The sequence below is a fragment of the Pectinatus haikarae genome (genome assembly GCF_050916305.1).
In the GTDB taxonomy this organism is placed as follows: domain Bacteria; phylum Bacillota; class Negativicutes; order Selenomonadales; family Selenomonadaceae; genus Pectinatus; species Pectinatus haikarae.
In genome coordinates, this window is record NZ_CP116940.1 from 157,919 (window position 1) to 182,094 (window position 24,176).

A 24,176-nucleotide genomic window follows, 5' to 3' on the forward strand; every position below is an offset into this window, starting at 1 on the left:
TCATCGATATTAGGATTGGTATCTTTTAAATCATTGTTATAATTTCTCACATTACTGCTTTTTAGGTACTTTCATTTTTTTTACTCACAAATAAAATAGCCAAACTGATTTTATATTGCATCAGCTTAAGTATTTGCACAGAACTGTAAAGCTCTTTCTTTTTGCCTAAATAAAAACTGTTGTTATTTAAATTTTATGCCAAAATATTTATTGACAATAATATTCATTATCGTTTATAATTTGTTTGCGCTATAAAAGTGAATAAAAAATGAATTATATTCATTTTTATATAGTATTTTTTATGTTATAGTAATATTTTCATCTTCAATAAATGATAATAATTATCATTATCATTTATTGCGGAGGGAGGTGATCAAACTGTATTGTGTATATGGCAAATCCAGCTGGAAAAAAGCAATATCAATATCATTTTTTATTCATCTTATATCATTTTTTGTCTTGGGGTATTTAATTTCTTATATCCCAAAAACATCCATTGATGATCTTCATGAAGAGATTTTTTTCGTTTCTGAAGATAGTATGAATTCCCAATCACCTGAAATATATACTGATGAATCTCCTGAAATATCATTCTCCAGCATATCGGATGGGACGACTGATAGTATTCGGAGGAGCAATGACAATACGCAGATAAAGAATCATAGTAACAGCTCTGATTCGCATACATCAATTGGAAATTCTGGTAGCAGATCAGACGATCAGTTTTATGCGGCCAATTCAAATGGTTTAGGAAATAGTACAATATCCTCCGGTAATACTGCGGAAGGTTCCGTACAGGACATACCGGGGACGGGTTTTTCAGCGGGCAATGCCGAAGTTGGTAATGCATCAGGCCTGGACTCAGAAGAAAGAACTGATTTCGAAAATGATATTGCTTCTGCAATCAACGGATTTGTCGCACGTGTTGAGGCTCATAAAAATTATCCTTATATGGCTCAGCGCAGAAATGTAGAAGGAACATCTGTAATTCATGTAGTACTGAATGAATCTGGTTATATAAGCCACTTATCAGTTGTTTCTTCCGCAGGAGATATTTTGGATAAGGCAGCCATGGATGCCGTCAGAGAAGCATGCCCATACATGCATGGACTAAAGCGAGATTTGAGCATGGATATTCCTATTCATTTTTATCAGGAATGATCCTCAGCTTTCGTCATGCGGCAAATTTTATCAGATTTTGCGCAATTTAGCTTACTACAGTATTTTATTAGGAATGGATAGAAATATGGAAAATACAAACATATCAACAATTATAAAAAAGATGTCACCAGAGCAATATAAATTGACTATTGGAGAAAAATCCGCAGTTCCGTTGCAGAAAGCTTTCCCCCGCAAAAGAGTTATCCATCCGGGTGCAATGGGGAAAATGATACCACCAAAATCGTATCAGGCAATATGGCATGATCTGCTTGCACAGAATAACCTCACGGCCAGGCAGCGCACGGCTTATATACATATTCCATTTTGCTCGCAGCAGTGTCTTTACTGCGGTTTTTTTCAAAACCATTGTGATAATGATCGTGAAACGTTATATATAGATCATTTAATAAGGCAGCTTAAAGCAGCAAAGGAATATTCCTATCTCCAGGCGTCTCCTCTCGAAGCAGTATATCTGGGCGGCGGTACACCAAGCGCACTCTCGGATTCCAATATATCGAGACTTCTTATTGCTGTGCAAAATCTGTTGCCGCTCACCAATGATTGCGAAATAACTTTGGAAGCACGTGTAAATGATTTAGTGGATAAAAAGATAAGCAGCTGGCTTGTCAACGGAGTAAATCGTATTTCGATAGGCGTTCAGTCTTTTGACACTGAAATTCGTCGCAGATTAGGACGCAAGGACAGCCGCGAAATAATCTTCGAAAATATTTGCCGCACTGCGTCATACAATAAAGCCGCTATAATAATAGATCTCATATACGGCTTACCCGGACAGCACGTCGAAGATTTTATACTCGATCTCGAATACACAAAAGATTTACCGATTGACGGAATGGACTTATATCAATTGAACGTGTTTGAGGACGGAGCTTTACAGAAAGCCATAAAAAAGGGCATTCTTCCTGTGCCGGCCCCTATCTCGGAGCAGGGTGTCTATCTGGAAAAGGCCGCAGCCTGGCTGGACAATAATGCCTATCGGCGGCTGAGTACATGTCATTGGGCCAAGACTTCCCGTGAACGCAGTCTGTACAATACACTTACCAAGGCAGGAAAAGAAATTTTTCCTTTCGGTGCAGGGGCAGGAGGTTTGATAGACAACACTGCTATTTTTCTGCAACGCAGTCTTGATTTATATATAAATGACATTATCGCTGATAGGGCACCTGTCATGTTCATGACACAGCAGTCTGATTTAAACGGACTATTCAGCACCATCCAGGCCCAAGCCGAAACAGGCCGGCTGGATATTCGCAAGTTGTCCCAAAAATATGGAAAAAAGCTTCTGGAACTGGAAGAAATCATTGAGATATGGATTAATCATGGATTATTAAAAAGAAATGGACAATATACTTATATGACGATTGCCGGACAATTTTGGCAGGAAAATATAACGCAAACTTTAATTGAGCTCAGTCAGGAATTGCTCTGCGGTGAAAAACAATTTATTATGCAGCCTATTGCCAGATAAAGCTGATTTAAGAAGGGGAAAAAATGACCAGATATTTTAAATTAAAGAAAAAGAAGAGTTCCATAGTTTTGACATTGTCTATTCTCGCGTATTTATCGGTGCCTGTTTATGCAGCGGATACTAGTAACAGTAATATATATGACAATGATACTATAAAAACAAGAGATATTGTCGTCACTGCTACCAGAACGAAGGAAGAAGTAAAAGCTGTTCCCAATACTGTGGAAATAATCACACGGGATGATATCAAAAGACTCGGGGCCGATACAGTAACCTCGGCGCTGCGATTAGCCTCAAATATAAATATTTCTACCGCCGGTATGACCAGCGGTGGCAATACTGTCATGATCCGCGGCATGTCCAGTAATCATACCTTAATCCTTGTAAACGGGATACGCACGGCCGGCGAAGACACAACAGAAACACAAAATCTTTATGAGCTAGACAGAATAAATATTGCCGATGTTGACAGGATTGAGATTGTTAGAGGTGCAGCAAGTGCGCAATACGGATCCGATGCGATTGGAGGGGTTATCAATATAATAACGCGAAAATCCGAAAAAAGAAGCACTACTATCGGAGCCGCTACAGGGACTAATAATATCAGTAACTGGTATCACATAGACATGGGAAAAGACGGCAAGTTCTCGGGTACTCTGGACGCCCGTTTCGATAAAGTGCGCAAGCAGCAGCTTCCGGCGGTTACCGGCAGCACAAGCAGTACCACTAACATGTACGGCCCCAAGCAGTATTTCAATTTTGACGGTATATACGACTTAGGAAACACTAAAAAACTGGATTTTAATGTCGGTTATGTAAAAGAAGATATGCGTATAGATCAGGGCAGTGGTGGCACAAATTCCAAAACAACATACGATTTCAATAAGACAAATCTCAATCTTATATACAGCGGAAAAACCAAACGAGGTGATTACAGTTTGACCGCCTATTATAGTAAACTGGAGAAGAATTATGATGTTTACAAGGATATTTTGAACAAGTCATTCAACCTCTCGGCTTTCGACTCGATGACATATGAAATGCTCGGCCTGGAAGGAAAAAACACTATGCAGCTTTCTGACCATCACCTTTTCACCATTGGCAGTGATATGCGGCAGGTATCGGTAAGAAGCACCCGTCTTGGAGATAACGGCAACGATGTTTCTACAGTAACGCGTACGGGGTTGGTCGGAAATTCCAGAACGGGATATTCACTGGGAGCTATTACCGACAATATTTCAGAAAAAAATGTTGACACTTATTCTGGTTATCTGCAGGATGAGTGGATAATCAATAATAAATTATTGTTGATTTCATCGCTGCGATACGATCATGATAATTCTTTTGGTTCCAACGTGACGCCCAAAATCGGTGCAACGTACCAATTAAGCAAAGATTCAAGATTCAAGGTGAATTACGGCAGAGGCTATAAGGCTCCTACTGTCAGCGAACTATATATGGATTACATTGATTCTGGGGCTGCGGCTGCAGGTGTCAATGTAATGATTTATGGAAATCCTGATTTAAAACCTGAAAAATCGACAAATTTCGATTTTAGTTTTGAAGCCGAAAAAGACAATAATTTTGGTAAACTGACATATTTTAAAAATAAAGTAAGTAATCTCATCGACTATGAAACGACTTCGGAATTCACCAATGGCGCATATTACAATTATGCTAAATATATCAATATCCATAAAGCCAATATTAATGGTGTAGAATTGGAGGTCGGACGCAAGTTAAATGATAAATTTACCACAAAAATAACCTCAAACTGGTTAAATGCTACCAATGGCGATACCGGTGCACGTTTGAAAAATCGCGCCCGGAACACGACAACACTTCAACTGGTTTATGACGATCACGATGATAAAGGCTATAGTGCCGTTTTATGGAACGAGTGGAGAAATAAATATTACTATGCCAGTGCTGCATCAACAGTGGCGTATTCATCGTCAAGCGAAAGCAGAGCCAGTGCCAAGGACTACAGCTACAGTACGCTGAATCTCACTGTCAACAAAAAACTAGGTAAAGGTAGCCGTGTCTATGTTGGCATTGACAATATGCTCGACAAACACGTCGATGATCTTTATATAAATGGCAGAGTATGGACCATGGGCGCAGAATTTACTTTCTGATAAAACTTCAATTTATTCTATTTATCCTGTCAAATATTTATAGATAGGACACTACAGAAAGGAAAATATTTATGGATTTTATTATACAAGGAATATCATACTGGCAAAAAGGGGGAGGGATCATGTATGTTCTACTACTATGCTCTATTTTTGTCATAACTATAGGGGTAGAACGCATAGTATATTTTGCTAGAGCAGACTCTGGACGTAAATTTGCCGGTGAGTTCTATCATCTTTGTGCAAAAGGCAGACTCGTTGATGCTAAAAATTTGGCAATAAAAACCAAAGGAGACTTGGCATTTCTGTTAAATATTTCTTTGGATAGAATCAATAGAAAAGATTTTGACACAAAGATTTTTTTTGAAGCGCATTCCAATATATCTTTAGCCAAATTTCGTGCCCGCCTGTATTACCTTAATATAATAATAACGATGGCACCATTATTAGGATTACTAGGCACGATAAGTGGAATGATTTCAGCCTTTAGTATATTTAATACTCAAGAAAATCAAAGCAGCGCTGTCACAGGCGGTATAGGAGAGGCTCTGATTGCCACTGCAACGGGGTTGTGTGTGGCAATTATCGCTCTAACCATACATTCGTATTTCATCCAGCGAGTTGATCATATAGTCACTGATATGGAACTGTCTTTTTCGGCAATAGAAATACAGTTACAAAGAGGTAATAAAAATGAGGCTTCATGATCGCCGAACCTTTGTAAACCAGAAGTAATGATAATTCCAATGATCGATATAATGTTTTTTCTGCTGGTATTTTTTATGCTAAGCACACTTTATATGTCAAACATAAAAACTGTGCCGGTTAATATCCCTAATGTACAAAATTCTGATATGACTACTCCTGTCAACTATCTTATAACGTTAAAAAAGGACGGTTCCATATATTTGAAAGACAAGATTATAAATGAGCAGTCTTTACTAGAGCATGCTGAAAAGGAGGAAAAAAAGAATTCCAGATTCGCCGTAATCATCCGTGCCGACAGGGACATAAATTATGGGCTGCTAATGTCTCTGATGGATAAATTGAGAGGTGTAGGTATTACACATTTAGGCTTGGCTACGGATAAGAAGTAACTTATTAATTGAAGGAAAGGTAGGCATGATATCAGCTTTTAGCTATATCATAAAATATCATGAAAACATTAATTGTATATTCCAGTAAAACCGGTAATACTAAAAAAGTGGCGGAAGCGATTGCTGAAAAACTTAAGCCGAATTGCGATATTTACCCGATAGGAAATCAACCGTATTCCAATAAATATGATCTTATTATTGTCGGCTATTGGGTGGATAAAGCTAGGCCAGATAAAGAATCGGCTGCATATTTAAGTTCTCTGAAGGGGGAAAAAGTTGCCATTTTTGCAACACTGGGATCCGATCCCCATTCCGCGCACGCGTCGGAAAGTCTGAATAACGGACGCCAGCTGATTGATCCGTCGAATCAGATATTGGGAACTTTTATTTGCCAAGGAAAAGTCGAACTGGCTCTTATAAAATCCCTGGTTGGAAAATATCCAATAGATCATCCCCATGGTCAGATAAATAACCGATGGATGGCATTATATAATGCTGCCAGCATTCATCCAAATGCGGAAGATCTGAAAAAAGCACAGCAGCTATTTTTCAACATTGAAAAGACTATAGATGAAAATTAATCGTAAGTGCAAAAGTATGTACTGAAGCATAGTGCCTACCCTATAAAGGTAGACATAATTTCAAGCGTGAAAAGTAGGCATTGATTTGTCCACAAAAACACCTCGATAGGAAGAAGCCTTCAACCGTATTCTTGTAGAGCTTTACCTCAACGGTAAAACTCAGGCGGTCTTTATTAAAGAATATGGTATATCTCAATCCACTCTTGGTAAGTAGATCAAGTAATATTCTACTGTTGAAAAACGACAATGGTGAGATCATTGTCGCTAAACAGGTCAAGCAATTCTAAAAACGCAATGCCCAACTTAAAGAGGAAAACCTTATTTTAAAAAAAGCGATTGCCATATTCACGTCACGCTCAGACAAAGATTAGAAATAGTGCATAGATTTTTGTATAAAGTCCAAATATTAGGATAAAATCAAGTTGAGTTTTATAAAGAAATTTTAACTTGGTCGCTAAAATAAATCATGATGTTATCGAGTATAATCCCCCAATTACGAATTGGCATTGTCCGTTTATCGACAATGTTCATTGTTTGGACTTCTTCATAGATTATGTAAACCTTCAAGCTGATATAATATAAAATCAGTTTGGAGGTTTTATTTATGAGCAGGAAAAATGAAAGTACCTAAAAAGCAGCAATGTGAGAAATGATGAAAAATTATTTAAAGGATACTAATACCAATGTTCGTGATGGTGCAGATGTTAAAAATGTCATGAGGGATAGCGTGAAAACATTTAAACTTGGTTCATATTAAAAAAGGCAAACTTTAATACATCTTAATTAGTACCTGTTTTTTAGGCTAGGTACAGACTTCAGAAAATGTATCAGGTACAGCCCTTGTCGTTTAAGAAACCTTACGGCTTCTGCAACAGCTGTTTTCTTCTGATTTTCACGCATTTCTGGAGACATATCAATTTTGGGTAAATCAACAGGATTGAACGTTTCACCTGTTTGGAACATATGATAAACGGCTGTCATGATCATGCGCGCAATAGCGATTATTGCTCTTTTCTTACTGCGTCGTTTCATAATGCGTTCATATTTGATTTTGTAATATGGCTGGTCAAAACACTTCACTGCTGCATGAGCGACCTGAACAAGAGCAGGCTTCAAGTATACTCCAGCACGTGTGATCTTAACCGATTTCTTCTTACCTGCAGATTCATTGCTGCCAGGTGTTAAGTCTGCCCAACAGCAGAGCCTTTTGGAAGAAGTAAATTGGTACAGAGTAAATGAATCGCCGCATAATATGGTTTTGCTATTGCTCATTTAATTGAGCAATAGCAAAAGTCAGATATTTCATATGATTTCTAACTTGTAACATATGCCACTTGCAGGAGATTGTTAATATAGGAAAAGAAAAAGGCAGACTTGAGAACCTTTTGAAAATGGATACTGACCATATATATGACGAATTAGTGAATAATTTTTAGATTTTGAATATAGTCAAGTAATAGACACATTTTAAAAGTATACTCTATAAAAACACAGCGCTACCCTGATTTGATGATAGGCATTTTCTATTTTGTTAGGAGTTAGATATCCAAGTGAAGCATGTGGCCGTTTAGAATTTTACCGTTGGATATATTCTTAGGCATAACTGCTCTGTGGAATAGAATTTCTGCGCAGCAGGCGTTATTGTGAGGATATCCCTTCTTGGAGAAAGATTGGACAAATTTGTATCTATCAAGAAGTTTTCTGACAGAAAAAGCTTTGTAATCGACTAAAGAAAAGGGATTATTCCTTTCCTGGTAGTGCTGAAATAATTGTGTAAGCCTCCAAGGTTAGGTAAAATAAAACTAATATTGGAGGTATTTTATTATGGCAAATAAAGGAAACAACAAGCTCAAAGATCTTATCAAAGAGTATGGTATCAAAGACATGAATGATGCCCATGATTTTGTCAAAATGCTTACAGCTGAAACTATCCAGACAGCGCTGGATGCTGAACTGGATGAAGAACTTGGATACTCCAAATATGACTACAAAAATAAAAAAACAAAGAATAGTCGCAATGGCTATTCTTCTAAATCCGTTCAAAGTTCCAACGGAGAGTTGGAACTTAAAATACCTCGTGATCGCGACGAAGATTTTGAACCACAATTAGTAAAAAAACATCAAACAGATATTTCAACCATTGAAGATAAAGTGATTTTTCTTTACTCACAAGGCGTGTCCACTCGTGATATCCAAAAAACAATGCAGGAAATGTATGGCATTGATGTAGACGACAGTCGTGCTTCAAAAATAACAGATAAACTGTTACCACTATAATTCGAGCCTATGAAAAAATCTCAGTCAGACGGTTAGAGGAAGTAGATCAGAAATGGACGTCCCAGTATCCAGCAGCCATGAAACGGTGGCATGATCACTGGTATGTCATAACGCCAATCTTTAAGTTTTCGATAGACGTTCGTACAGCTTTCTATACAACGAACGCCATTGAGAGTTTAAATTTTTCCTACCGCCGTTTAAACCCTCAGCGAAGTGTTTTTTCCAGTTTGCAGGCTCTACTCAAGGCTTTTTTCGAGGCTGCCAAAAAATGGACCATGCCGCTTCGGAATTGGGGAAAGGTAAGAGGCGAACTGGTCATCATGTACCCTGACAGATTATTGGTATGATAGCTCTAGCAAAATAACTCTTTATTAACTATCATAGAAGACTTTATTTACAGACTTTTTTATAGACTCTCTTTGTCCGCACCCCCATTCCTCTATTATTCAAGAATTCTTAACTATTATCATCACAAAATGTCTAGATGATGAAGTTAAAGATGAACTTGCTAAAATAGAATTTAATTTTTAACTATAATATATCCAATTTAAACTGACACAATTACCCATGTTGTCAAAATGTTGTCAAAAACATATTTTGAAATAAATTTATACAAAAATAAAAGGCCTTGCGAATTTCGCAAAGCCTTGAATTTACTATGGCAGAGAGGGTGGGATTCGAACCCACGGTACCTCGCGGTACAATTGATTTCGAGTCAATCACCTTCGACCACTCGGACACCTCTCCATCGTTAAAAAGCAATAAAATTATAACACATGACAAATAAAATTTCAATATTTTTTTATTCATCCGTTTTTTTCACAATATCTTTCGCCATTTTTTCAAATTTTGGACGCGGCATCATAACATAATGTCCACAGCCACAGCATTTTATACCAAAATCCATTCCCACCCGCAATATTTCCCAAGTGTCGCTACCGCAGGGATGCTTTTTTTTCATTTTGACAATATCACCTTTTTGATAGTCAATCTTATTCATTTTTTTCACCTTTATTACTTATGTTGTTATCCAAATTTAATTTGCATGTAGTTCTGGAAACTCGTTCGACAGGTTCGGGATGTATTACAACATCTACGGTCGCTCCCATAGTTTTTTTAATGTCCATTTCAATGGCATCACAGACTTTATGCACATCGCCTAAACTCATGCCGCAGTCAAAATTTATATGTGCATCTATCATTTTATATGCACCGGATGAACGTGTACGTAAATTATGATATCCCAATACAGCTTCATATTTCATAAATATATTCGATATCTTTTTTTCATATTCGGCTGACAAGCTCGCATCTGTCAGATCCCGCGTACTCTTAACGATCATTTTATAACCTGCCCGAAAGATTATCATCGCTACTGCTATTGCCACTACCGGATCAAGCCAATACCATCCCAGAATATGTATACCACAAAGCCCTATCAGCACTCCCACCGAAGTCCAAACATCAGACTGCAAATGCAGTCCGTCAGCTTCGAGTGCCTGTGAATCAGTTTTCCTTGCGACGGAAATCAATCTGCGCGAAACTAGTAAGTTGATGATTATAGAAACAAACATTATCGCGATGCCATATTCAATATCCTGTATCTGCGGATTAGAACGGAATTTATCGAAAGTTTCATAAATTATCATTACAGCGGCCAGAACTATAAGCACTGCCTCGATTGCCGAAGATAAATTTTCATATTTACCATAGCCATAGTCATATTTTTGATCAGGCGGTATCATTGCCTTTCTGACTGCCCAAAAAGCAATCATAGCGGCAATAAGGTCGACACCTGAATGCATTGCCTCTGAGATCAAGCTCATTGCGCCGACATATAGGCCCACACAAAGTTTCAGTACGACTAGTATTGTATTCGATATCACTGACAAATATGCTGTACGCCGTTTCAAAACACCATGTGCAGCCGTATCCATTATTTTACCTCTCATTCAAATACAATTTATAATAAGCACAAAAAATTAATCTGCGGAAAACCGCAGTTTAATTTATTTACATTATAGTAGCATACAACATACCAAAAGTAAAGGTTACGGCTTTACAGCATACCGATTTTAGTTATATGAGAAACTTTATAACCTAGTTTTTGAAGATCAACTGTGATTTCATTCAAATCCGGAAAAGTTCCGCGAATAATTGCCTCAGAATCACCATTAGGTGTGTTAAAAGAAACAAAACTGTCAATATTCAGCTGGTGCTTTGCAAATACATCGGCAATCTCTTTGGTCGCACCGATTTTATCCTTAAAATCAAGAGTAACACGCATTTTACCGCTGGCCAGCCCCATTACCTTTACCAATACACGGAAAATATCCGTTTCAGTTATTATGCCTACCAACACCCCAACACTGCTCACTACCGGCATACCGCCTATTTTATTATTGCACATCAGCAGCGCTGCTTCTTCAACAGTTGCTTCATCAGAAACACAAACTATCGGAGCAGACATTACATCGCTGACCGGCATTTTTGCCAGTAGCGAATTTATTTCATACTTAGCCAAGGTAGTCGCAGGGGAAGGAGCTATGCGTGAAATGTCACGATCACTTATAATACCTACTACTTTGCCGTCTTTCATAACAGGCAAACGGCGAAAATGATTCATTTTCATGAGTCCCGCAGCCTCATCCACAGGAGTATCCGCTGAAACAGTAATTGGGTTTCTTGTCATATAGCTTGATACAAACACATTATCAGACTCCTTTCATAAATGGAGACTTAATTCAGACGGAGTTTTGACGCCGCCTGAATAGTAGTCAAAATTATCCAAGGACTTAGCCCTCTCTTTATTCACCGCTTACAGAAGCGGGAGTATTAGAGCGGGTAGTCATCGGATTAACAGCCATTATCCGCCAAGATATGCCTTACGCACGTCCTCGCTGGCAGACAGCTCTTTAGCATCGCCGCTGAGCGTGATTTTTCCGGTTTCCAAAACATAGGCACGATTAGCTATTGATAACGCCATATTAGCATTCTGTTCTACAAGAAGAATAGTTGTTCCTGCTTTATTTATATCCTTTATTATCTCAAAAATTTCTTTTATCAAGAGAGGCGCCAATCCCATAGATGGTTCATCAAGCAGAAGAAGACGCGGACTGCTCATAAGAGCACGTCCCATCGCAAGCATTTGCTGTTCACCGCCTGACAGCGTGCCTGCCTCTTGTTTTTTGCGTTCGGCAAGACGGGGAAAATGTTTGAATACTCTTTCCAGATCGCTTTTTATGCCATTCTTATCTGTTCTGATATAAGCTCCTAGTTCAAGATTTTCCATAACTGTCATATTGGCAAAAATACGGCGGCCTTCCGGTACCTGGGATATCCCATATTCGACAATTTTATGTGCCGGCTGCCCGCTTATCGTCTTATCTTCAAACGATATTGTTCCTGTTTTAGGTTTAAGCAGCCCGGAAACAGTGCGCAGAGTGGTAGACTTGCCTGCACCATTAGCGCCAATAAGCGTGACTATCTCACCTTGGTCCACCTCAAGGCTTATTCCTTTGATTGCATGAATAGCACCATAAAAAACATTTATATCATCCATTTTCAACATTATAGCCATTATTAAGCCTCCTCACCAAGATAAGCACGGATAACCTCCGGATTTTTCTTAATCTCATCAGGCACTCCCTGGGCTATAATAGAACCATATTCCAGCACATATATACGTTCACAGATTCCCATTACGAGACTCATATCATGTTCGATAAGCAAGATGGAAAGAGCATATTCTTTTCTTATCCAGCTGATCATGTCCATAAGCTCGTTTGTTTCCTGCGGATTCATTCCGGCCGCAGGTTCATCCAAAAGCAAAAGCTGCGGATGTGTAGCCAACGCGCGCGCTATTTCCAGACGGCGCTGTGCACCATAGGGCAGATTTTTTGCTATTTCGTCGGCCTTATCTTCCAGCTTAAATATTTTCAGCAGTTCCCGCCCGGTTTCTTCAATCTGACGTTCCTGTTTGATGTAACGGCCAAAACGAAACGCAGCTTCCAGCAAATTATAATTCAAATGAGTATGATAGGCAATTTTTACATTATCCAAAACACTCAGCTCAGAAAACAGACGTATATTTTGAAAGGTTCTGGCAAGTCCTCTCTGTGTGATCTGGGATGGTTTCATCCCCAGCAAACTCCTTCCGTCTAAAGAAAGAGTCCCTGAGGTTGGCTGATAAACTCCCGTAAAAAGATTAAATGCCGTCGTCTTTCCTGCTCCGTTCGGACCGATAAGTCCCACTAATTCGCCTTTATTTATAGTCATATTAAAATTGCTGACAGCTTTTAACCCGCCGAACAATTTTGATATGTTCTTTGCCTCCAACAATATGCTCATACTCATTTCCCCCCTTTAAAACGTTTAAAAATGGGCAAACTCGTAATTTCGATATTGCCGAACAACCCCTGCGGACGATAAAACATGAGCGCAATAAGGACAACGGCATATATGCTCATTCGCAGTTCAGGCCAATCGGAAAGCAGCGCCGAGATAGTAGTAAGAATAAATGCTCCTGCTATGGAGCCGGTAATAGAACCCATGCCGCCCATAACCACCATTATCAGATAGTTAAATGATGATAAAAAAGTAAAGGACGACGGATGCACTATATAGAAAGTATGGGCAAAGAGACATCCTGCCACTCCGGCAAAGCCTGCTCCTACGGTAAAAGCAAGCACTTTGTACTTTGTCGTATTCACACCCATAGCCTCCGCAGCTATTTCGTTTTCGCGAATTGCCACACAGGCACGGCCAAACGATGAATTCACATAATTTTTTATAAAAAATACTACAAACAGCATTACAAAAAACGCCCATGCAAAATTTGTAGATTTGGGAATTCCCATAAAACCGGCCGCTCCGCCCACGTAATTGACATTCATTATAACGATACGAATTATTTCGCCCAGTCCTAATGTAGCTATAGCAAGATAGTCACCGCTGAGTCTCATCGTCGGCAGACCGATAAGGCAGCCTATGATAGCCGCCGTTACAAATGCCGTAATTAAACCGACAATAAAAGGCATATGAAAATTAACCGACAAAACAGCTCCCGTATAAGCTCCTATAGCCATAAAGCCTGCATGTCCCAAAGAAAATTGGCCTGTATAGCCATTTATAAGATTAAGACTTACAGACATAATTATATTTATACAGATTACAATTATATTAAGCTGCCAAAAAGGATCCAAGGCTTCAGAAGAGATCAATCCCTGCAATACTGCAAAGACAATTAGGCTGATAACTATTGCCTTAAGATCTGTTTTACGCAATGAATTCATTTATCACACCTACACTTTCTCGTTAGTATTTTTGCCCAAGAGACCTGACGGTTTAAAAAGTAAAACCAATATCAATATGGCAAAAGCTGCCGCATCACGAAAAGTAGAAGAAATAAAACCGCTTACCAGTGCTTCTATAATGCCCAGAATAATACCGCCGGCAGCGGCTCCCGGTAAGATGCCTATGCCGCCAAGAACAGCTGCAACAAAAGCCTTAAGGCCCGGCATTATTCCCATGAGAGGATCAATGGAATTGTAATAAATCCCCACCAATACTCCCGCAGCGGCAGCCAGGGCCGAACCTATCCCGAACGTTACTGAAATAATCCTGTTAGAGTTTATCCCCATCAACTGCGCCGTCTCAGTATCAAAGGAAACAGCACGCATAGCCTTTCCCACTTTCGTATACTGGACTATATAGGTCAAAATAGCCATAAGAATTATTGTTATGGCAAAAATCATTATCTGCTGATTATTAATAATAAACGGTCCTATATGATAAGCAGCATCATCCAGAAGACTGGGAAAAGTCCTCGGCTGCGGCGTAACAAAATACATCATTGTATACTCAAGAAAAAATGATACACCAATCGCTGTTATCAATACAGATATACGTGGTGCTGAACGCAGCGGTCTATATGCAAACCTTTCTATAAGCATCCCCAATATTCCTGTCAGAAGCATTGATACAAGCAAAGCAGGCAAAACCGGCCAATTCATTATAGTTATGCAAAAAAAGCCGATATACGCACCAACCATATAGATATCGCCATGCGCAAAGTTTATAAGTTTGATAATGCCATATACCATGGTATATCCTAAAGCAATCAGCGCATAAATACTCCCCAGCGATATTCCATTGATCAGCTGCTGCAGGAACTGATCCATAATCCCCATCAGAAAGCCCCCATTACATTTTATTTTTTTAATAAATACATAATACTATAATCAAAAGTTAAATAAATGAGAATTGCAACACTGCACTGTCCCGTGCACTCATAATTCTTGTTAAAAAACACTTTGACCATGTACCACTATTTGGCTGGCTCCTAATTATAGACAAAAATAAAACCTTCAGCCGACCAGCTAAAGGTTCCGATGCCAACCAGTGCTTCAACCTAAGCAGCTCACCGTTGAGCACATATCAACTATTATAAACATACGATCAGTTATATTTGATATTATATGTTACAGATTATATTATTGTCAATATCAGTCTGATATCTGCCAATCCTTCAGTCAATTCCAGCCGAACCGACCGAAATTGACCGTCCCCCTGATCAATTTTCCGGGGCTATCTTTTCCCGCATAACTTTATTGCCATCTTTCATTTCAATTATTACGGCAGATTTTATAGGATTATGATCCTTATTTATACTGATAACACCAGTTCCTACCTGAATATCCTTCAGATTTTCCAATGCATCACGTATTTTTTGCGGATCGCTGCTCTTAGCCTGTTTAATGGCTTCAATCAGCATTTTTCCGGCATCATATCCCAAGGCTGCAAAAACATTAGGTTCCTTGCCGTTATTTTCTTTTTCAAACATTTTTATAAAATTCTGCACATCTTTATCCTGATCGGAATAATGTGTACTGTAAAATGTATTGTTCAGCGGATCTTTGCCCGCTATATCTATAACCTTTGTATCATCCCAGCCGTCCGTACCAAGTAAAGGTGCTGTTATTCCCAGTTCACGCGCCTGTTTTACTATTTTGCCGACTTCTTCATAATAAGCAGGAATAAAAATTATATCCGGGTTGGCTGCTTTTATTTTTGTGAGTGTTGTCTTAAAATCCTGATCCTTCTGGACAAAAGCTTCTTCGTCGACGATCTGCCCGCCTGATGCTTCAAATTTTTCTCTGAATACCTTTCCCAGACTTTTTGAATAATCCGTGCTTGAATCAACATAAATAACCGCTGTTTTTGCATGTAGTGTTTTAACTGCAAAGGTAGACATTACTTCTCCCTGCTGCGGATCAATAAAGCAGCTGCGAAAAACAAAGGGCTTAACCTTGCCATTATCATCTACAGTTACCTTCGGGCTGGTAGCTGCCGGTGCGATAAGAGGAATCTTGCTGTCTGTCACGATTGGCGATGAAGCTAAAACATCACCGGTAGTAGCCGGTCCGACAATAGCTGAAACCTTATCCGTAACCAACTTTGTTGTCGCATTAGCTGACTCTGATGCTTCCGATTTGCTGTCTACTTCTTCAAGCTCAATTTTCTTTCCGTCGATTCCGCCTGCATCATTTACTTCCTTAACTGCCAATCTCAACCCGTCCAAAGCAGCTGAACCATAATTTGCGGCATTTCCGGTAAGCTCGAAATTCGCTCCGATTTTGATGGTATTGGCATCATCTGCATTCTTTTGTCCGCCACAGCCGGAAAGAACTGCTGACATCATTGTCACACCAAGAAGCGTACCGACAATTTTTAAACGCTTTCCCTTTAATTCCATGAAACTCCTCCTATTAAGATACCTTACTTAGATTTTTAAAAGCATCTTTCCCCAGGTATGAACTTGATTATACGACGACCGCTTACACTGCAATCAGCTCAGTTGAACCCCGATCTCTATCTCGTATAAAAAAGAGCATTAACTGCCATTCTTATTGCAATAAATATATTATAGTTTGCAAGTATACACTAGTCAAGAAAAAATTTTAGGGTTATATCGTTTATATATACAAAAAAAACTTCTTATCCTCATTTTAGGAAAAAATATAAATAGTATTTTTCATAATTCCTTTAAAATATGAAAAGGGGACAAAAAATCATACTATTCTCTCCTGATGCACAATATAATTGTTCCTGATAAAATCAGGCAATATCGCTACTCAGATATACTGTGCTATAATAAACCAGAGGTGAATTATATGCTATATCCATTAAAATTAAAAGCTCCCCTTAAAGATTACATTTGGGGCGGAACCAGACTGAAAAACGAGTATGGAAAAGAAACAGATTTGCCAACGATTGCGGAAAGTTGGGAATTGTCATGTCACCAGGCCGGCTTAAACATTATTGAAAATGGTATCTTCAAAGGACAAACCCTGCCTGAATGCATTTCCCATTTGGGCAAAAAAATCATAGGCACAAAAGCAGCCAGTCTTGATTACTTTCCCTTGCTTATAAAATTAATAGATGCCCATGATAATCTATCCGTACAGGTACATCCAAATGATGACTATGCTCAAGCAGTAGAAGGCGAACCCGGCAAAACCGAAATGTGGTACATAGTCGATGCCGAACCCGGTGCAAAATTGATTTATGGCTTTAAAAATAAAATAAGCCGGGATGAATTTGAAAAACGTATAACTGATAATACCTTGCTTGATATATGCAATCAGGTTTCTGTAAAAAAGGGCGATGTATTCTTCATTTCCTCCGGCACACTGCATGCCATCGGCAAAGGTATACTCATAGCTGAAATACAACAAAATTCCAATACAACATATCGTGTTTATGACTATGGCAGAAAAGGCAAGGACGGCAATCCACGAGAACTGCATATAGCAAAAGCCCTGACGGTAACCGATCTGCATCCGCCGGCACAGAAAAAAGGCGCAATTGGCTCCATAAGCATTTTTTCTGACTATAAAATAAAACTATTATCCCAATGCTCTTTATTTACAGTATATCTTTTTACTATTGCCGGCAACTGCACACTCTGCGCAGACAATGAATCCTTCCATTCTTTGCTTGTACTGAACGGTGAACTATGCCTTGATGCACCCAACGAAAGTTTAATATTAAAAAAAGGAGACAGTGTATTTATCCCAGCTTCCATGGGAGATTATCGCATCAACGGTATGGGAGAATTTATTTTAACGACTCTCTAAAGCAATCATGGTATATACCTGGCTGCCTCCGAAATCAGCTTTTATCATTGCAAAAAGCTTCACACCAGATTATTTTTTCATGCAGACAAAAAAAAGCCTTCTTCCATGGGAAGAAGGCTCTATAACCAAATGGTGGCTCACCCGAGATTCGAACTCGGGACACCCTGATTAAAAGTCAGGTGCTCTGCCAACTGAGCTAGTGAACCATTTAAGTGCCGCTCATCAAGCCGACTATGATATTATACTAAGCTAAGAAAGATTTGTCAACACTTTTATCGATTTTTATTTTTGCAGCTGCCATTCATCAATAATGCTGCCATCCTGTTTATACGCTTTTACCGCAAATTTATGCATATCAGCATCCAGTTTCAGATACATTGGCTCAGAAACAGGATTAAAAAATTCTTCGTCAGTGCTTTTTTGCGGAGAATTTTTCCATGCCTGATCACCGCTCCTGCCCGTAGAGACATAGACTGCTGGGCTGCCGCCAAAGCTTAAAGGCTCAGTACGTGAATAAGAATGTATATGCGCACTGAACACTGCGTCAACACCATGTCTGCTTATTATAGGCAAAAATGTTTCACCGATATTATTCAAGGAACCGTCAAGAGGGATTTTCCACGGTTGCCTGTGCATCAGCACTATTTTCCACGGCAGATTCGACATGGCTAAATCTTTATCCAGCCATTCTGCCTGTTCCTTAAAAAGATTAGGCAGTGCCGCCTGCTGCTCCTCAAGCTGTGTATCCAGTACCACAAAATGCACTGGCCCGTAATCAAAAGAATAGGCATGTTTTTGGATGCCGTATGAACTGTTTTCAGGAACATCAAAAAGGAGCTGGAAAATTTTTGGTCCAACCGGTTTCCAATCAAGATCATATGTTTCATGATTTCCCATAACAGGAGCGACAGGTATTGCATTAGAAAATTTGGCTATACCACCGAGCCATGCCCGCCATTGCGATAAGTCCATACCATTATCGACCAAATCGCCCATATTTATAAAGAAATCTATATCCGCATTTTTCGCATATGCTTCGTTGGCTGTTTTTTCCCACACAGAATAATCAGCAGATTGTGAATCACCGAAAATAATGGCCGACAACGTCAATTTATTTTCATCAGGAGTAGAAAAAGCATACCAATCAGAAAATCCGGCACCCGAACTCACACGATACCTGTAAGCTGTGTTGGGATCAAGCGAGCGAAGCTTCACCGTATATACTGATGTAGCTTCGTCAAAGGAAGAAACAGTTGCTTCATAGCTTACATCACAGTGTTCTGCATACGAAAGCTCCAGCAGCCCCGTATCATTTTTCCTGCCAAGCCATGAAATAGTCCTGCCATGCGGCGCATCAGGCGGAATAGTCTGCCAGACGTAAAAGGGTTTTCCTTCAGCTTCATCAATTATATTTTCCGGTTTTTTTTCAATACCTGTATATATTTGGGGATAAAACATATATAAAATCCCCAGGAAAAGAATAATTATGCATATTGCCAGCGTGATAATCTTCCTAGACATAAAACACTCCTCATTTAAAAATATACACGCTGAATTCATTCATTACATAAAAAATAAACAAAATATAACGCTTAAACATTTATCAGGAAAAAGAAATTATTTTTTATCAATTTTCAGGCAGTATTGCCAATTCTGCATCACTGCTTCATTTTTTATAAAGAGTCCTTGATATTCGCCATAATTTCTTCCATATTTTTTTTGAATGCACCGCGTTTTGCTCTTAAATCACTGGTCGATGAGTTATTTTCCTTAGTAACATCTATGCTTTTTATAACAGCATCCCCATCAGCCAAATACGCTTTGACTTCAACGGATGCACGCCTGACCGTTTCCTTACCCCAAGAACCTGAGCCCCGTTCCGTTTTTTCGATCACCGGATCTTTTACAATGATAAATAACACTTTATCATATCCACTATATTTCACAAAATCTAAAATAATATCTTTAGTAAGTGGTTGTTCGTCAAGAAACCCTTTGTCCAACCAATAGTTTTGATATTCAGTTTGAACATTTGTCCCTACATCGACGGTATATTTTTTTATATCGGTCGGAGACTGTACCATTGCCTCAGAAATAATATCAAAAAAATCCGATGTTTTGACATCTGCATTACCTATAATTATCACACCAATTTTCCCCGTTGACCGCTGTAAAAGGTCCGATTGCCCTTTTTGTTGGACATCAGCTGCAAATGCAGTTAACGTAAATAAAGAAAAAAACATCATCGCCAATACAAAAATTCTTTTCATCCTTAACACCCCTATGATCGATTTTTAGTGCATTTACACGTTTGGAGGAAATTTTTAATTATATTAATTCAGTTTATTCTAGCACAGATAAAGTCTCACGTAAACTTTGCAATTTTATTCTCTTTGTACAATCTATAAAAAAACAATAACAGGGAATGAGAAATTACGTTTGAAGCACAATAAATTTTTGTATTAGCAAAATCATTACTTTCGTATAAAATTGATAAAGTCTTATGTAGTCTGGTTTTGATAAAAGGAAACATCGCTGCAATAATTTGTTCAAACAATTTTAACCCCCAACATTTGTGCTAGGCCAGCAGCTTGCACCGCATTGATTTTTACACCTTTAAGTTCGTCGAATGTTTCGGATACCATTATCCCCTCAATGATACAATCTGATAAATCTATTCCTTTAAGTGATGTTTCAAAGAAATCCACACACTGAAAATTAGCCGCTCTAAATTTATTTCTTTGAAATTTTACCTCAGAAAAAAAAGATTCTTTAAAATTGCTGTTATCTATAGTACATTCCTTCCATACTGTATTGGCAGCGTTTACATAACATAACGAGCTATTCAAGAAGATCATTTCTTTAAAACAGCTCTTGCTGAAATTACTTCCGTCTCCCTTGCATTCTAAAAATTGAGATTTTTTCCAGTAGCTTTCTGTAAAAATACAATTCGAAAGAACACAATTTCCAAAAACCACATTATAAAAGCTGTTTTTTGAAAAATCGGCATTTGTAAAAGCTTCATATTCAAAATTCATATTCTGAATATAGCCATCTTCTAATCTTGTGTCGGCAATCATTTTTCCCAGCATGGTACCAAGATGCCTCCCTATCCATTATAAATTATCATGGTACAAAGAATACTATAACAATATTGACAAAACAAAAGGCCACACTAAGCTTATCAATCTTCATATGACCTACATTCCCCCTTGGTGGGATGTCCTGGTTTCGAACCAGTAATCGCTTGAATGTGAAAGATGCCCAGTACCGAATGGGACACAACCGCGCCCGTATGCTTCTGGACTTATACAGCCACCACTCCAACAGCTCTTAATCACTCTGAAAATATTCCACCTAAACCAAAAATCGTGAAAGCCAAATAACGGCCCTCACGATTTTTTATTACCGTATTGCTATACGTTGCTGCATTTTACTTAAAAAGGATTTGCAGCAATCACTGCAAATCCTTGAATTTTCCTGGTGGGATATACTGGTTTCGAACCAGTGACCTCTTGAATGTGAATCAAGCGCTCTCCCCCTGAGCTAATATCCCAAAATACATATGCCAAAAATCTCTGAACACTATTGGTGTGACTGGCAGGAGTCGAACCTGCGGCCTATTGCTTAGGAGGCAACCGCTCTATCCGTCTGAGCTACAGCCACACTCTAAACGACCTATATATTATAGCAAATTTTTAATATTATAGCAAATACAGTCACCGAAATATTAATGCAATAATACTTTTTCGATAAAACTATTACAAATCAGCTGTTGTACAAGCAGCAAAGGGATCATTAGTTTTATCATCATTCCACATATATTCCATTCTTATAGCTATATCAGTCGCGATTTTTCTGCTGAAGTGATCTTCTGTAAAACCAAGTGTCATATCGATTCCTGCTGATACACCGGAAGATGTATAAAATTCCCCGTCATTTGTCCATCTGGCGCTTCTTTCCCAAAGAACAGGCAGTTTTTGGGAGAGCACCCATTCAAACGCTCTTTTATTGGATGTAGCTTTTCTTCCGTCCAGCAGACCTGTCTTTGCAAGTGCCAATGATCCGGTACAGACAGTAAGACAATATTGTGCTTTTTGTACAGCTTTTTTCAAAAGAGCAATCGTTTCGCTGTCATTGATCAGCGTACGGATACCCTGCCCTCCCGGAATAAAAAACAGTCCGGAAACATTTTCAGCATCAAGCTTTTTTGTCATTACAGGAACTTCTTGACTGCTGTTTATAATCCCGCCTTTACATGAAACGAACTGTAATTGACAATCAGGTACATACCCTAACACCTCTACCGGACCAAATACATCCAATGTCTCAAAATTGTCGAATAAAAAAATATTTGCCTTCATAATTTCTGACCTCACACAGGTTCTTTTATTATAACCTGTTCCTTTTTATCAACTTCAACAAGCTGAACACTTATTATTTCCCTGGCGGCAGTAGGAACATTTTTCCCCGCATAATCAGCCCGTATAGGCAATTCTCTGTGCCCGCGATCAATAAGCACGGCAAGTTGTATAGCATGAGGCCGCCCAAGATCAGTAAGTGCGTTAAGCGCCGCTCTGATGGTACGCCCGGTGTAAAGAACATCATCGACCAAAACAATTGTTTTTCCTGTTATGTCACAGGGAAATTTTGTTTCGCGAATTACTGGCTGATAGGCTAATGTAGACAGATCATCACGATATAACGTTATATCAAGCATCCCAACCGGAACAATTACATCTTCAATATTTTTTATTTCCGAGGATAATCGTTCCGCAAGAGGAACACCGCGTGTACGAATACCAATAAGAACAATATTCTGCACACCTTTGTTTTTTTCAATTATTTCATGAGCAATCCTTGTCAGCGCCCGATGAATTCCTTTTTCATCCATCAAAACTGTTTTATCAACAAAATCCGCCATTGTTTTCACTTCCGTTTCTATTTTTCAGAGCAGCAAGTATCTTTACCATATCATCCGGCACCGGAGCCGTAAAGAGCATCTCCTGCCCTGTTGCAGGATGATAAAGTTTAAGCGTATTGGAATGTAATGCCTGCCCTGCTATTTTTCGATCCAGTGGTTTATTGCATTTTGAATAACACGGATCACCGAGCAGCGGGTGCCCTATATATGCCATATGCACTCGTATCTGATGCGTCCGTCCAGTCAAAAGCCTGCATTTGATAAAAGTATATTGCCGAAAACGCTCTAAAACCTCAAAGATAGTGGCAGCGCTTTTGCCCTTGCCTACAAGTACAGCCATCTTTTTTCGGTCAACGGGATGACGTCCTATATTGCCGTTGATCCGTCCCTCATTCTCACTGATATTGCCGTTTGCGATAGCCAGGTAACAGCGCTGTGCTTTCTTGCTGCCGATCTGTTCAGCAAGACTCAAATGAGCTTCATCCGTTTTTGCTGCTACCATGACACCCGAAGTGTCCTTATCAAGCCGATGAACTATACCCGGCCTGATGATCCCGTTTATTCCGGAAAGATCATGGCAATGTGCCAATAATGCGTTAACGAGCGTACCGCTGTAAACTCCTGGAGCAGGATGGACGATCATTCCCCTTTGTTTGTTTATAACTATAATATGTTCATCTTCATATAAAATATCCAGCGGTATTTTTTCTGCTTTTATATCAAGCGGCACTGGCTCCGGGACAATAACAGTAATACAATCATTACTTTTTAAACGATAATTTGCCTTGATTTTCTTTCCATTGACAAGAATATTTTCACCGGCAATAAGTTTCTGTACCGCAGAACGGGATAATGTATTATTTTGCGCAGAAACAAAAGCATCCACTCGTTCGTTATCCTGCTTTGCCGTATATTCATATAGACTCATCACTCAGTCAGTCCCTTTGTAAAAATATGATAAATAATAATGACCACTCCTGAGACTATTGCTATATCTGCTATATTGAAAATCGGCCATATATGAAAATCAAAATAATCGACAACTATTCCCAGCCTGATTCTGTCTATTAAATTCCCAGCGGCGCCGCCAAGCAGCAAAGCCATACCGAAACGCAGCATGCAGCACTGTTTTTTTAATACAGGATAAAAATATGCTCCGCAGATCAATACCAGCATTGTTACTATTATGAAAAACAACCGCTGATCTTCCAATATGCCGAAGGCGGCACCTGCATTTTGAATATACGTAATGCTGAATATATCCTGAACAACAGGAAAGGACATTCCCGGCAGCATAGACGACTGAATATAGTGCTTAACTGTCTGATCGATAAAAACTATAACCATAATGCATATGATGAACATAATATCA

22 protein-coding genes, 4 tRNA genes and 2 pseudogenes are annotated in these 24,176 nt (G+C 38.9%); 8 read left to right on the plus strand and 20 right to left on the minus strand.

Annotated features, from left to right (window positions below):
* The first annotated feature begins 369 nt into the window (after positions 1–369).
* The 6 genes and pseudogenes from NXG61_RS00775 to NXG61_RS00800 all read left to right on the plus strand — a co-directional run bounded on the left by NXG61_RS00775 (position 370) and on the right by NXG61_RS00800 (position 6,463).
* A complete protein-coding gene (locus tag NXG61_RS00775) occupies positions 370–1,161 on the plus strand; it encodes an energy transducer TonB (protein WP_432748959.1) in 792 nt (263 codons plus the stop codon).
* Positions 1,162–1,246: 85 nt separating this feature from the next.
* Positions 1,247–2,650, plus strand: coding sequence for a heme anaerobic degradation radical SAM methyltransferase ChuW/HutW (hutW, locus tag NXG61_RS00780; RefSeq protein WP_432748960.1), 1,404 nt, complete (start codon positions 1,247–1,249; stop codon positions 2,648–2,650).
* Positions 2,651–2,673: 23 nt separating this feature from the next.
* The gene (locus NXG61_RS00785; RefSeq protein ID WP_307222961.1) at positions 2,674–4,788 is read left to right on the plus strand and encodes a TonB-dependent receptor plug domain-containing protein; all 2,115 of its coding nucleotides are present in this window, start codon (positions 2,674–2,676) and stop codon (positions 4,786–4,788) included.
* A gap of 71 nt (positions 4,789–4,859) precedes the next feature.
* Positions 4,860–5,492 carry a MotA/TolQ/ExbB proton channel family protein gene (locus tag NXG61_RS00790; RefSeq protein ID WP_432748961.1) on the plus strand — a complete coding sequence of 211 codons (633 nt, stop codon included), beginning with the start codon at positions 4,860–4,862 and terminating at the stop codon, positions 5,490–5,492.
* A pseudogene (locus tag NXG61_RS00795) lies at positions 5,479–5,882 on the plus strand (ExbD/TolR family protein). The gene NXG61_RS00790 and the pseudogene NXG61_RS00795 overlap by 14 nt, the downstream one beginning before the upstream one ends.
* Positions 5,883–5,941: 59 nt before the next feature.
* Entirely contained in the window at positions 5,942–6,463 is a 522-nt protein-coding gene (locus tag NXG61_RS00800) for a flavodoxin family protein (protein WP_307222963.1), read from the plus strand.
* Positions 6,464–7,246: 783 nt separating this feature from the next.
* Here NXG61_RS00800 and NXG61_RS00805 read toward each other — a convergent pair.
* Positions 7,247–7,735: a transposase gene (locus NXG61_RS00805; protein WP_307222964.1), complete on the minus strand. Its 489-nt coding sequence runs from the start codon at positions 7,733–7,735 to the stop codon at positions 7,247–7,249.
* A 552-nt stretch (positions 7,736–8,287) separates the two neighbouring features.
* Between NXG61_RS00805 and NXG61_RS00810 the strand changes: the two are divergent.
* A pseudogene (locus NXG61_RS00810) lies at positions 8,288–9,087 on the plus strand (transposase).
* Positions 9,088–9,399: 312 nt separating this feature from the next.
* Here the strand turns inward: NXG61_RS00810 and NXG61_RS00815 are convergent.
* The 9 genes from NXG61_RS00815 to NXG61_RS00855 form a co-directional block, all read right to left on the minus strand.
* Positions 9,400–9,487: transfer RNA gene (locus tag NXG61_RS00815), tRNA-Ser, on the minus strand.
* Between the two features lie 55 nt (positions 9,488–9,542).
* Complete coding sequence (locus NXG61_RS00820) at positions 9,543–9,740, minus strand: DUF951 domain-containing protein (RefSeq protein WP_307222969.1); 198 nt, start codon at positions 9,738–9,740, stop codon at positions 9,543–9,545.
* Complete coding sequence (locus NXG61_RS00825) at positions 9,733–10,677, minus strand: cation diffusion facilitator family transporter (RefSeq protein WP_196605774.1); 945 nt, start codon at positions 10,675–10,677, stop codon at positions 9,733–9,735. The genes NXG61_RS00820 and NXG61_RS00825 overlap by 8 nt, the downstream gene beginning before the upstream one ends.
* Before the next feature lie 122 nt (positions 10,678–10,799).
* The gene (locus NXG61_RS00830) at positions 10,800–11,450 is read right to left on the minus strand and encodes a CBS domain-containing protein (RefSeq protein ID WP_196605775.1); all 651 of its coding nucleotides are present in this window, start codon (positions 11,448–11,450) and stop codon (positions 10,800–10,802) included.
* 156 nt (positions 11,451–11,606) lie between these two features.
* On the minus strand, positions 11,607–12,311 hold the full coding sequence (locus tag NXG61_RS00835) for an ABC transporter ATP-binding protein (RefSeq protein WP_307223017.1): 705 nt from the start codon (positions 12,309–12,311) through the stop codon (positions 11,607–11,609).
* Positions 12,312–12,322: 11 nt separating this feature from the next.
* On the minus strand, positions 12,323–13,090 hold the full coding sequence (locus NXG61_RS00840) for an ABC transporter ATP-binding protein (protein WP_196605776.1): 768 nt from the start codon (positions 13,088–13,090) through the stop codon (positions 12,323–12,325).
* A gap of 2 nt (positions 13,091–13,092) precedes the next feature.
* Entirely contained in the window at positions 13,093–14,034 is a 942-nt protein-coding gene (locus NXG61_RS00845; RefSeq protein ID WP_307222974.1) for a branched-chain amino acid ABC transporter permease, read from the minus strand.
* 9 nt (positions 14,035–14,043) lie between these two features.
* The gene (locus NXG61_RS00850; RefSeq protein WP_196605778.1) at positions 14,044–14,931 is read right to left on the minus strand and encodes a branched-chain amino acid ABC transporter permease; all 888 of its coding nucleotides are present in this window, start codon (positions 14,929–14,931) and stop codon (positions 14,044–14,046) included.
* A 383-nt stretch (positions 14,932–15,314) separates the two neighbouring features.
* Positions 15,315–16,496, minus strand: coding sequence for an ABC transporter substrate-binding protein (locus tag NXG61_RS00855; protein WP_307222977.1), 1,182 nt, complete (start codon positions 16,494–16,496; stop codon positions 15,315–15,317).
* 418 nt (positions 16,497–16,914) lie between these two features.
* On the opposite strand from NXG61_RS00855, the gene NXG61_RS00860 reads away from it, so the two are divergent.
* Positions 16,915–17,880, plus strand: a complete 966-nt coding sequence (locus NXG61_RS00860) for a type I phosphomannose isomerase catalytic subunit (RefSeq protein ID WP_196605780.1) — start codon at positions 16,915–16,917, stop codon at positions 17,878–17,880.
* Between the two features lie 130 nt (positions 17,881–18,010).
* Here the strand turns inward: NXG61_RS00860 and NXG61_RS00865 are convergent.
* The 10 genes from NXG61_RS00865 to lspA all read right to left on the minus strand — a co-directional run bounded on the left by NXG61_RS00865 (position 18,011) and on the right by lspA (position 24,169).
* Positions 18,011–18,086: transfer RNA gene (locus tag NXG61_RS00865), tRNA-Lys, on the minus strand.
* A gap of 76 nt (positions 18,087–18,162) precedes the next feature.
* Positions 18,163–19,401, minus strand: coding sequence for a purple acid phosphatase family protein (locus NXG61_RS00870; protein ID WP_196605781.1), 1,239 nt, complete (start codon positions 19,399–19,401; stop codon positions 18,163–18,165).
* A 152-nt stretch (positions 19,402–19,553) separates the two neighbouring features.
* Positions 19,554–20,150, minus strand: a complete 597-nt coding sequence (locus NXG61_RS00875; RefSeq protein ID WP_196605782.1) for a hypothetical protein — start codon at positions 20,148–20,150, stop codon at positions 19,554–19,556.
* 279 nt (positions 20,151–20,429) lie between these two features.
* Positions 20,430–20,972 (minus strand): pentapeptide repeat-containing protein, encoded by a 543-nt coding sequence (locus tag NXG61_RS00880; protein ID WP_432748962.1) that lies wholly within the window; start codon positions 20,970–20,972, stop codon positions 20,430–20,432.
* Between the two features lie 389 nt (positions 20,973–21,361).
* Positions 21,362–21,436 (minus strand) — tRNA-Val (locus NXG61_RS00885).
* 33 nt (positions 21,437–21,469) lie between these two features.
* Positions 21,470–21,546: transfer RNA gene (locus NXG61_RS00890), tRNA-Arg, on the minus strand.
* A 95-nt stretch (positions 21,547–21,641) separates the two neighbouring features.
* Positions 21,642–22,244 carry a DJ-1/PfpI family protein gene (locus tag NXG61_RS00895; RefSeq protein WP_196603284.1) on the minus strand — a complete coding sequence of 201 codons (603 nt, stop codon included), beginning with the start codon at positions 22,242–22,244 and terminating at the stop codon, positions 21,642–21,644.
* A gap of 11 nt (positions 22,245–22,255) precedes the next feature.
* A complete protein-coding gene (pyrR, locus tag NXG61_RS00900; protein ID WP_196603283.1) occupies positions 22,256–22,804 on the minus strand; it encodes a bifunctional pyr operon transcriptional regulator/uracil phosphoribosyltransferase PyrR in 549 nt (182 codons plus the stop codon).
* Entirely contained in the window at positions 22,788–23,732 is a 945-nt protein-coding gene (locus NXG61_RS00905) for an RluA family pseudouridine synthase (RefSeq protein ID WP_196603282.1), read from the minus strand. Before NXG61_RS00905 ends, pyrR begins: the two co-directional genes overlap by 17 nt.
* On the minus strand, positions 23,732–24,169 hold the full coding sequence (gene lspA, locus NXG61_RS00910; RefSeq protein WP_196603281.1) for a signal peptidase II: 438 nt from the start codon (positions 24,167–24,169) through the stop codon (positions 23,732–23,734). Before lspA ends, NXG61_RS00905 begins: the two co-directional genes overlap by 1 nt.
* Positions 24,170–24,176: the final 7 nt, after the last annotated feature.